The organism is Bradyrhizobium sp. CW1, from assembly GCF_023100665.1.
Classification (GTDB): Bacteria; Pseudomonadota; Alphaproteobacteria; order Rhizobiales; family Xanthobacteraceae; genus Bradyrhizobium; species Bradyrhizobium canariense_D.
This window is the reverse complement of the sequence record NZ_CP064684.1, coordinates 6315494-6325079: the sequence shown is the minus strand read 5'-3', so window position 1 is coordinate 6325079 and position 9586 is coordinate 6315494. Positions and strand designations below refer to the sequence as shown.

Annotated in this window: 15 protein-coding genes; 9 read left to right on the top strand and 6 right to left on the bottom strand. The window is 64.5% G+C overall.

The features are described 5' to 3' along the window. Nucleotides 1-24 precede the first annotated feature (24 nt). From IVB54_RS30690 to IVB54_RS30670, 5 genes are all read left to right on the top strand, one after another. Nucleotides 25-576, top strand: coding sequence for a TetR/AcrR family transcriptional regulator (locus tag IVB54_RS30690; RefSeq protein ID WP_247363734.1), 552 nt, complete (start codon nucleotides 25-27; stop codon nucleotides 574-576). Nucleotides 577-696: 120 nt separating this feature from the next. Then, complete coding sequence (locus IVB54_RS30685; protein WP_018455661.1) at nucleotides 697-879, top strand: hypothetical protein; 183 nt, start codon at nucleotides 697-699, stop codon at nucleotides 877-879. A gap of 25 nt (nucleotides 880-904) precedes the next feature. Further along, on the top strand, nucleotides 905-1777 hold the full coding sequence (gene rpoH, locus IVB54_RS30680) for an RNA polymerase sigma factor RpoH (RefSeq protein ID WP_026232998.1): 873 nt from the start codon (nucleotides 905-907) through the stop codon (nucleotides 1775-1777). 365 nt (nucleotides 1778-2142) lie between these two features. Further along, the gene (locus IVB54_RS30675) at nucleotides 2143-2634 is read left to right on the top strand and encodes an Hsp20/alpha crystallin family protein (protein ID WP_018455659.1); all 492 of its coding nucleotides are present in this window, start codon (nucleotides 2143-2145) and stop codon (nucleotides 2632-2634) included. A gap of 167 nt (nucleotides 2635-2801) precedes the next feature. Then, complete coding sequence (locus IVB54_RS30670; protein ID WP_018455658.1) at nucleotides 2802-3092, top strand: hypothetical protein; 291 nt, start codon at nucleotides 2802-2804, stop codon at nucleotides 3090-3092. A 72-nt stretch (nucleotides 3093-3164) separates the two neighbouring features. Here the strand turns inward: IVB54_RS30670 and IVB54_RS30665 are convergent, their stop codons facing one another. The 5 genes from IVB54_RS30665 to IVB54_RS41505 form a co-directional block, all read right to left on the bottom strand. Continuing rightward, on the bottom strand, nucleotides 3165-3461 hold the full coding sequence (locus IVB54_RS30665; RefSeq protein WP_026232997.1) for a hypothetical protein: 297 nt from the start codon (nucleotides 3459-3461) through the stop codon (nucleotides 3165-3167). A gap of 104 nt (nucleotides 3462-3565) precedes the next feature. Continuing rightward, complete coding sequence (locus IVB54_RS30660) at nucleotides 3566-3778, bottom strand: hypothetical protein (RefSeq protein ID WP_018455656.1); 213 nt, start codon at nucleotides 3776-3778, stop codon at nucleotides 3566-3568. 261 nt (nucleotides 3779-4039) lie between these two features. Continuing rightward, a complete protein-coding gene (locus tag IVB54_RS30655) occupies nucleotides 4040-4219 on the bottom strand; it encodes a hypothetical protein (protein WP_018455655.1) in 180 nt (59 codons plus the stop codon). Nucleotides 4220-4339: 120 nt separating this feature from the next. After that, a complete protein-coding gene (locus IVB54_RS30650; protein WP_018455654.1) occupies nucleotides 4340-4549 on the bottom strand; it encodes a hypothetical protein in 210 nt (69 codons plus the stop codon). A 139-nt stretch (nucleotides 4550-4688) separates the two neighbouring features. After that, complete coding sequence (locus tag IVB54_RS41505) at nucleotides 4689-4817, bottom strand: hypothetical protein (RefSeq protein WP_018455653.1); 129 nt, start codon at nucleotides 4815-4817, stop codon at nucleotides 4689-4691. 262 nt (nucleotides 4818-5079) lie between these two features. Between IVB54_RS41505 and IVB54_RS30645 the strand changes: the two genes are divergently transcribed. From IVB54_RS30645 to IVB54_RS30630, 4 genes are all read left to right on the top strand, one after another. Then, nucleotides 5080-5955: an alpha/beta hydrolase gene (locus tag IVB54_RS30645; RefSeq protein ID WP_247776596.1), complete on the top strand. Its 876-nt coding sequence runs from the start codon at nucleotides 5080-5082 to the stop codon at nucleotides 5953-5955. Between the two features lie 63 nt (nucleotides 5956-6018). Then, nucleotides 6019-6345, top strand: coding sequence for a hypothetical protein (locus tag IVB54_RS30640; RefSeq protein WP_085359688.1), 327 nt, complete (start codon nucleotides 6019-6021; stop codon nucleotides 6343-6345). A gap of 5 nt (nucleotides 6346-6350) precedes the next feature. Further along, nucleotides 6351-7241: an EamA family transporter gene (locus IVB54_RS30635; RefSeq protein ID WP_247363732.1), complete on the top strand. Its 891-nt coding sequence runs from the start codon at nucleotides 6351-6353 to the stop codon at nucleotides 7239-7241. Continuing rightward, nucleotides 7238-7810 carry an ABATE domain-containing protein gene (locus IVB54_RS30630; RefSeq protein ID WP_247363731.1) on the top strand — a complete coding sequence of 191 codons (573 nt, stop codon included), beginning with the start codon at nucleotides 7238-7240 and terminating at the stop codon, nucleotides 7808-7810. Before IVB54_RS30635 ends, IVB54_RS30630 begins: the two co-directional genes overlap by 4 nt. A gap of 110 nt (nucleotides 7811-7920) precedes the next feature. Here IVB54_RS30630 and IVB54_RS30625 read toward each other — a convergent pair whose 3' ends face one another. Further along, nucleotides 7921-9585 carry an amidohydrolase gene (locus IVB54_RS30625; protein WP_247563179.1) on the bottom strand — a complete coding sequence of 555 codons (1665 nt, stop codon included), beginning with the start codon at nucleotides 9583-9585 and terminating at the stop codon, nucleotides 7921-7923. Between the last annotated feature and the right edge of the window lies 1 nt (nucleotide 9586).

The following is a 9586-nucleotide window of genomic DNA, read 5'->3' as shown; positions in this document are numbered from 1 at the left end:
GCCCCGCCTCTAAGGATCGGTCGCATGCGCGTCTCAAAGGAACAGGCCGCCAAAAATCGCGAGCATATTCTCGAGACTGCCTCGCGCCTGCTGCGGGAGCGCGGCATCGCCGGCGTCGGTGTCGACGCACTCGCCGAGGCGGCCGGGATGACGCACGGCAGCCTCTACAGCCAGTTCGGCTCCAAGGAGCGGCTGGTCGAGGAAGCCGTGGCCCATGCGATCGACGCCAAGGGTCAGGAATTCCCCGAGGCCTTCGAGCTCGAGGACTATGTTTCGCACTATCTCTCGCCGGGGCATCGCGACGATCCCGCCGCCGGCTGCCCCTTCGCTGCGCTCGCCTGTGAGGTGTCACGTCAAAGCGGCGGCCTGAGGCAGCGCTTCACCGCCGGCGTGCGCGGCGTGATCGGTTTGCTGAGCAGCCGGATGGCCTCCACGCTGAAGCCACGCCAGCGCGAGGACAAGGCGCTCGCCGCCGCCGCCTCCATGGTGGGAGCCCTCGTGCTTGCCCGCGCCGTGGACGATCCCAAGCTGTCGGACGATATTCTTCGCGCGACGAGGAATTCGCTGGCGGGGTGAGGCCGCGTCCCGGCGGGGCGCCGAAAGTCCGGAACAAAATTCCGGTGACGACGTTCGACGTCGCGGACAGCCAAAAGCGATGGCTGCCGATCTTCGACATCGACATACTTTCGAACGCGCATGGATGACTACAGCGATCTGGTGCTCGGCATGTTGGCCCTGGCCGTCGCTGCCCTCCTGTTGGTGGCGGGCGAGCTCTATCTCGTGACCCGGCCAGAGCCGCCGCAAACTCACGCGCCGGCCCCACCGGTCGTTACATCGTCGGCCGAAACCATTTTTTGTCATGTCGATTTTGGAGCGTAAGCAGACCAACTCGAAGAGGTGGGCAATGGGAAGCACTGCAACTGTTCCGATGCTGTCGTCTGAGGGCGGATTGACACATTACCTGGCGGAAATTCGCAAGTTTCCGATGCTGCGGCCCGATCAGGAAATCGCCTACGCCAAGCGATGGCGCGAGCACGGCGACCGCGAGGCAGCCTATCATCTCGTCACAAGCCATCTGCGGCTCGTTGCCAGGATTGCGATGGGATATCGCGGCTACGGCCTGCCGGTTGCGGACATCATTTCCGAAGGAAACGTCGGCCTGATGCACGCCGTCAAGCGTTTTGAGCCGGAGCGGGGCTTTCGGCTCGCGACCTACGCGATGTGGTGGATCAAGGCGTCGATCCAGGAATACATCCTGCGGTCCTGGTCGCTGGTCAAGATTGCCAACAGCGGGGCGCAGAAGAAGCTGTTCTTCAAGCTTCGCCGGACCAAGGCGGAAATTTCCGCCCTGGAGGATGGTGATCTCCGTCCCGAGCACGCCAGCCGGATCGCGCGGCGGCTCGGCGTGCAGGAGAACGACGTCATCGAGATGAACCGGCGCCTCGGCGGCGACCTGTCGCTCAATGCCTTGGTGCGCGACGCCGACGGCAGGGAAGTCCAGGACTGGCTCGTCGACCCCGCGTCCAGTCCTGAAGCCGAATACGCCGAGCGGGAAGAAACCAGACGGAGGCGTGAAGCCCTCGCCGGCGCCATGGACGTCCTCAAGCCGCGCGAGCGCGACATTCTCGAGGCGCGCTGGCTCTCCGAGCCGCCGCTGAGACTTGAGCAGCTCGCGGCACGGTATGGCGTTTCACGCGAGCGGGTGCGGCAGATCGAAATGCGCGCGTTCGAAAAGGTTCGGGCTGCTATCGCCGGACGCCTGGCAGCCGGCTCTTGAAACCAAATCGGCGCCTCCTAATTCTTTTGGCAGCCGCATGCGAGTGCGGTGCCGGACGCCAAAGCAGGGTCCGGCAAGGCCATCGGGGCTCGCCCCGGTGATGCTCTTAATCCATGTTGCTCACAGGAGGATGTGGTTATGAGAACCGACGATATGTCTCCCCTCTGGCGTTCGACCATCGGTTTCGACCGCCGTTCCGCCGCGTCGCATCGCGATCGATGCTGCCGGCAATGCCGACCCGAAATCGAGCACAAGCAGGCGGCCTGACGAGTTGATCGTCCGGGCTTTGCAGCGCGTGCGTGGCCCTCGCCGCGCGCCGAGCTGCGCCAATCGACAATCAAGACAGGAGATAAGGAGAAACGACAATGGCACTACGCGATCTCATTCCGTGGAACAACGGCTCACGCAACATGGCCGTTCAACGCGGCGAAGCCGGCAACCCGCTGCTTGCGCTTCATCGTGAGATGAACCGGCTGTTCGACGACGCCTTCCGCAGCTTTGATCTCAGTCCGTTCGGCTCCTCGACCGCAATGGGCTGGCCGAACGTCGAACTCGACGAGAGCGACAAGGAAGTCAAGGTCGTCGCCGAGCTTCCCGGTCTCGAACAGAAGGACGTCAACGTCGAGCTTGCAAACGGCGTGCTGACGATCAGCGGCGAGAAGAAGAGCGAAACGGAAGACAAGGAGCGTCTCTTCAGCGAGCGTTACTATGGCCGTTTCGAGCGGCGCATTCCGGTCGATGACGTCGACCAGGACAATGTCGCGGCTTCCTTCAACAACGGCGTTCTCACCGTCACCCTGCCGAAGTCACCGGCGGCACAACAGAAGGTGAGGCGCATCGCGATCAAAGGCAAGTAAGCACCATGTGTAAGCATGGCCGTGGGCGGGAGCCGCCGCTCCCGCCCGCGTCCGGCCGGCGGCCGCATTTGCGTCCGTCGGCTCGCTGCAAAATTTTCCGGAACGCTCGGAAACTTCAATTCCGGTCTGGCGTTTTGCGGTCGGTTTCCAAGTTCTGGGAGTCGCACATGAAGAAACTTGCTTTAGTCCTGACGATGATCTCGGCCCTGTTCGTGGCGGCGGCCTCGCCGGCGGAAGCCCATGGCTGGCGCGGCGGCTGGCACGGCCATTGGGGCGGTCCCGGCATCGGCTTCGGTCTTGTTGCCGGTGCGCTTGCGGCGGGGCTGGCGGCCGATGCCTATTATGGCCCGCGCTTCTATGGCCCGCCCTACGGCTATTATGGACCGCGCGTCGTGCGGCGGGCCTATTATGTGCCTTACGCCTACGCTCCACCGCCCTATTGGGATCCCTGGTGGTGACGAGACAAGGCCCGGACCATCATCCGGGCCTTTTGCGTGAGGGTCATCCACTGGATGCGCGTCGCGCCGCGTCTATTTGCGGTTCGCTCCCGTCGAGCCTGAGCCCGGCATGGCCTGCTGACCGCCCTGGGTTTGCCTGGTGTCGTTGTCGCCTGGCCGGGTCGTGGAGGACTTGGCCGGTGCGTTCGCGCCGCCGCCATTGTTGTCCGATGACGTGTTGAGGCCGGAGGCTCCCGCTCCCGTCGTGCCGCCGGTGCCTGAGGAGTCGATGCTCGACCCGGTCCTGGACGCACCCGCGCCGCCTTGCGCGAATGCGGAAGAGGGGAATGCGAGAGCCGCAACGAGCCCTGCGAGAACCAGCTTTTTCATGTCCGCTCCTGTGCTTGACGTCGTCACATGCCGTGCCGAGGCAAAGATCTCGGCACGCACCTGTTCCTGGGCGGGAGCGGAAATCCCGCGACAGCGACGATGAGTCATCCCGAGCTCATCGCACGCGGGGCGATCCGTTCCTGCGCCTGCGGCGTCAACTCGTAGCGATCGCCGGCTTTCACCAGCCAGCCCGCCTCGATCATGCGTCGCGTCATGCCTGCGCTGCACAGCGGGTGGCTGCCGCCGGGATGAAACAGCGCGCCCTCGCGTTCGATCAGGTAGCCGTAGAGCCGCGCCTGTCGAAGCGGGTTTTGCATCCCTGGTGTGGGCGCCTCCATGGTCTCTCGCGCAGTCCTCCAAGACGGCCTGAGATGCCGGGCCGATCCCCCGTCAGGCGGCCCCGGCCTGTGGCCCGGGGGCGGGGCTTCGAGCCGAGGCCGCCATTGCCGGAATCGCAAGGACCCGGCGCGGCCCAATACGCAACGGCCCCAGGTCGTTCCAACGACGTCGTTCCTGCGAGCTCGGTCCTACAAACTATCCGTTGCTCTTTCCGGATGGGTGTCGGCAAGGCGAATTGCCTAGGCCGACCAACGATCCTGCTCTTCCTGGTGAGCATGCTCGTTCAGCCGTTCGGCGATCTGATCCGCGATCTTCTCCGACTCGGCCGAGGCCACCGGCTCGCCCTTGTGGGTCCTGAGCTTGTCCTTGTCGGCTTCGATGGGAAAATCGTCGGGCTTCAGTCCGGCATCCTTGGTCATGGCGCGCCTCATTGTGTCTCGCATCCGGAAAACACGGGCGAGGGCCGTTCGTTGCTGGAACAATGAAGCCGCGATCGAAAGCCACAGCCGGGCTCAAGCGCCGCGCGGCCCGCGCTTTGCTCAGGCCCCGCCGACGGCCCGGATCACGGTCCCGCTGCCGCCGCACGTCGCGCAGGGCGCGCCGTCGATCCGCCCCTTGCCATGGCAATCCGGACACACATCTTCGCCGGTGCCCATCGTCCCCGGTGCGGCTTCATCCCCGGGGTTGAGCGCCGCCGAACCCGTCGGCGGTGTCCCGGTCTTTACGCCCTCCGTGTCGGTCTTGGTCATCTGCACCTCCCTCGAAAAGACCGCAACGCGTCTTGCCGCAGGAAGTGCCAATCGTGATGTCAGATGCGGTGCACGTCAGTCGCGAGCCTGCGCAACCTGGGAAAGTACGCCGTCCGCATTGGAGGCCATCACCTCATCATCACCGCACGCCCGTGCCTTTGCAGCGCTGGCACTTCACCACCTTGTCGCCCTTCTTGAGCAGGCCTTTGCCTTCGCAGTTCTTGCATTTCTGCTTCTTCTTGATGTTCGGGCCTTTTTCATTGGTCATGGACGGCTCCTGCCGCGAAAGAGCGGTTGATTGAGCATTGTATGGGCGGGTTCTCGGCGAGAACACGCAGCGTTTCTGGTGGGGCAGCCCAGCGGAACAGCCGAACGGTGCCAGATAAGCCCTCCGCTCATGTCGGCTTCGGCACCACCCGCACAACGATGGCGCGTGATCGCGCCGATTGTTCGTCGCCACACGGCTCCCCGGCCTCGGAACGTTCACCGCCTAAACGCATTTAGGTGGTGTCAGATGATGGAGGCCTTGAATGGCGAGCGGGCTCACGCACCGGCGCTTGGCGTTGAACGGGATGTCGATCTTCTATCGCGAAGCGGGACGCGCCGGCGCGCCGGTCCTGCTGCTGCCGCACGGCTATCCCTGTTCCTCCTTCCAGTTCCGCCGGTTGATGCCGGCGCTCGCCGACCAATGGCGGACGATCGCGTTCGACTGGCCGGGCTTTGGCTACAGCGACACGCCCGACCCGTCGGAATTCGCCTATGACTTCGATGCCTATGCAGACGTGCTGGCCCGCTTCGCCGATGCGCTCGGCCTGCGACGATACGCCTTGTGGCTCCACGATTACGGCTCGCAGATTGGGCTAAGGCACGCGATCGCTCACCCCGAGCGGATCGCCGCGCTCATCATCCAGAACGGCGGTATCTATGAGGATGTGCTGGGCCCGAAATACGCGACCATCAAGGCCTGGTGGGCCGACAAGACGCCGGCGAGGCACCGGCCGCTCGAGGAGGCCGTGAGCGAGGATGGCTTCCGTGCGGAGTTCGTTGGCGAAGTGGCGGACGACGACGCTGCCCGGGTGCCGCCCGACCTCTGGAAGCTTCATTGGCCACTCATGGACACGCCAGTGCGCCGACAGGTCTGCGTCGGGCTGATGGAGAAGCTGGAGGAGAATCTCGGCTGGTTCGCGCGCTATCAGGCGTATCTGCGCGAGCACCGTCCTCCAACGCTCGTGGTGTGGGGCCCCGAAGACGGATACATGCCGGCCGAGTCCGCCCGCGCCTATCGCCGCGACTTGCCTGATGTCGATCTGCACCTGCTCGACGGCGCCGGACACTGGCTGCTCGAGACGCATTTCGATGAGGCGCTGCCCCTGGTCCGCGCCTTCCTTGCGCGTGTCCATGCCTGATCGTCCCACGGCGCGGCCTTCGCCGCGCTGGTGTCCCTTCGCCGCCTAAAGGAGGAAGCAAGCATGCCAACCAATCCTTCCATCGCACGAATCTGGCGTGGTCGTACCCGGCGGGACATCGCCGACAGCTACGAGCAATATCTGCGCGCTGAAGGCATTCCGCCGCTCGAGAAGACGGCGCTCGGCGTCCAGCTGCTGCGCGAGGACCTTGACGAGGAGACATGGTTCACGACCATCTCTTACTGGTCCGACATGCAGGCAATGACTGCCTTCACCAAGGCCGAGCCGACCAAGGTGCATCACCTCGACCGCGATCCCGAACTCCTGATCGAACTCCCTCAAAGGGTGGAAATCCACCGCGTTCTGGTCGATCGGTACGGCATGCGCTGAGCACGATGGTGCGCAACTTTGTCCTCTTCGCCGCAATGTCGTTGATCTGGGGGCTGACCTGGGCCGCCATCAAGGTCGGGCTCGGCGATCTGCCCCCGCTGCTGCTCGCCGCCGCGCGATACCTGCTGGCGGCCGCACTGCTAGCCATCGGGGTGCGTGGCGCCGGCGCCGCATTCGCCGAAGGCCGCGCACGGCCAACGATCGTTTCAGCTCTGCTGGTCAACACCGGCACCTACGGCTTGCTGTTCTGGGGGATGCAGCACGTGCCATCAGGGCTGTCGGGGCTGGTCAACCTTACCCTGATTCCGGTCCTGCTGTTTGCCCTCGCCGCGTTGACCGGCGAGGAGAGGCCGACCTGGCATCATGCCGTCGTGCTCGCGATCGGTTGTGTCGGTGTCATCGGGCTGTTCTGGGCGCGGCTCGGGGCCGGGTCCGATGCGAGCGGCCTTCGGCTCGCGGCGATCGTCGCCGCGACCGTGAGCTATTGCGTCGGCAGCGTGGTCGCGCGTCCGTTGGTCGGTCCGGTGAAGCCCCTGGCGCTGACGATGGTGCAGGCGGCGATCGGCGGCGCCGCCCTGCTCGGCCTTTCGCTGGTGCTGGAACCCGTATCGAGAGACACGCTCGACGCTTTCCTCACTCCGGCGGCAATCGGCAGCCTGTTGTTCCTGTTGCTGCTCGGAACGATCGTGGCTTATACGATCTATCTCGTGCTGCTGCGTGAATGGGGTACGATGCGCGCAGGTCTGTATGCCTTTGTCTCTCCGATCATCGCGCTTGGCACCGGTGCGTGGTTGTTCGGCGAGGCGATCGGCTGGCTCGAGATCGGCGGCGCTGCCCTCATGCTGGTGGCCGCCGCGATGGCGCTGCTCCGGCCTTGGGAAGAACGTCCGACGTGAAGCGTTTGCGCAGCATCGCCGATCGACCGCCGCCGCTTCACCGCGTAGCGGGGAATCTGGCGCTCGATTTCGCCAACACGATCAGCTGGCGCGGCACGGACCAAGAGGCCGATCACTTGCGCGACGCCGAGGGAATGCTGGCCTGGGCAAGGGATGCTGGACTGGTGGGCGTCGATTTTTCGCCTAATGCAAGGCAGCGGGCGTTGCTGGTCTACGATGGCCGGCGCCTGCGCAACGCGATCGACCAGGTAGGCGCTGCGATCGCGGACGGCGATGAACCGCCGGCGCTGAGCATGGCGGTGATCCACGATGTTGCGGCCCGTACCTTCACGGCCGCATTGCTGACCGGTTCGCCGGCCACCATCGAATTCACGCACGGGGACCGAATCCTTGGTCCGCTTGCCTGGGCTGCGGTCGACCTGCTGCGCGGCGACGAACTCGACCGATTGAAACGATGTCCACAGCACGACTGCCACTGGCTGTTCATCGATCGCACCAAAAACAGATCCCGTCGCTGGTGCGAAATGGCCACCTGCGGAAACCGCGCAAAGATGCAATCGCGCCGGTAAGTCGACAGCCTCCAAGTGCGACGGCCATCCTTCTCAATGGAAAGCTGGTGGGCCCGCAGGACTCGAACCTGCAACCAGACCGTCATGAGCGGACGGCGGCCCTCCAGCTCCTATTTCGCGCTCGCGAAAGCATCCGCTGCGTAGACGACCTTGCCGCCCACAACCGTCAGCAGAGACGACGTGGCGCCAATCTGCTCGACGGGGACGGACAGGAAATCCCGATCGAGAATCGCGAAGTCGGCGAGCTTGCCGGTCTCCAGCGTGCCGCGCCGCGTCTCGTCGAAGCAGAACCACGCGCTTCCCACGGTGTAGAGGCGCAAGGCATCTTCGCGGCTGGGTGTTTCGTCCGGGCCGCGCGTCGAGAGTCCGCCGACGGTCTTGCCGTCGAGCATCCATTGCAGCGCCACGAACGGATTGTAGGATGCGACCCGATGCGCATCCGTGCCGGCCCCGACATGGACTCCCATGCGCAACGCCGTGACGAGGGGTGGCATGCTGCGGGCGGCTTCGCCGACCTGCGCCACGATACGGTCACCTCCGAGATACATCGCGTCCTGCATGGTCCAGCCGATACCAAGGGCTTTCATGCGCGCCAGCGTTTGGGGCGAGGTGTTGTCGAGATGGGCGATGGACCAGCGCAACGGCGCGAGCGGCGTCTCCTTGTTGACCTCGTCATAGAGGTCCAGGAGGTGATGGACGGATTTGTCTTCCTGCCAGTCGATGGTGACTGTCAGCCCTTGTTTGGCCGCCCAGCGAATGATCTCGCGGAACTTGTCCTTGGCGGCCGCGTCAGGCGCATTGTTGTTGTACATGGCGCCGGTGATCCGCTCGCCTAGTCCGTTGAACCGCAGCATGTCGTCGCCGAATCCCATCGGCAGGAACGGCGTGAGAGTCTTGTACTCGTCGAATTCCGCGCCGACATTCTGGGCGAACAGGCTGAAGGCAACGCGAACCGACAATGATTTGTCACGCCAGAGCTTTTGCAAGGCCGCGTAGTGGCTGGGATAGATGCTGAAGCCGCCGGGATCCACGATCCCGGTCACGCCGAGACGATTGAGCTCCGTGAAGAACTGCCGGGTCCCGGCGACATTCTCTTCGAAATTCGGCCTCGGCAGCCGATCGAACAGCGCGGAGATACTGACGATGGAGCCGTTGAGCCACCCCGTGGCGTCGCCCGATGCGGCGCGCTCAGTCGTGATACCGGCCGGCAACTGATCCGCGGACATCCCGAGGGCTTGCTGCGCTTTTGGCGTCATCAGCACCGCCGAATAGAACAGCTGGATGTAAGCCGGATTGTCGGGAACGGCCGCCATCACCTCGGCGAGCGTTGGCCGCCGCTTCTCAGTAAACTGCAATTCGCTCCAGCCGCCGGCCACGATGATCCAGGATGCCGGGCGCGCTGTTGCCGCCTGGCGCAAGCGTTCCATGGCCTCGGGAATCGTCTTTGCGCCGATCCAGTTGACCTCGGTTGCGTAGGTCAGGCCGGCGCGCACCGCGTGAATATGGGAATCGATCAATCCCGGAATGATTGTGCGTCCACCTGCGTCGACACGGCGCGTCGCGGGCCCGATCAGGCCTTCCATGGCATCGTTGCCGCCAATTGCGACGATCTTGCCGTCGCGGACTGCGAGAGCCTGCGCGATCGTCGATGCGGGATCCAGCGTCACGAGCTTTGCGTTCGTGACAATGAGGTCGGCCTTTTGTGCGTAAGCCAAACTGGCCCAGCACGAGATCACCAAAATCGCCAGAAGCTTGCGCATCATCAGTCCCGACATG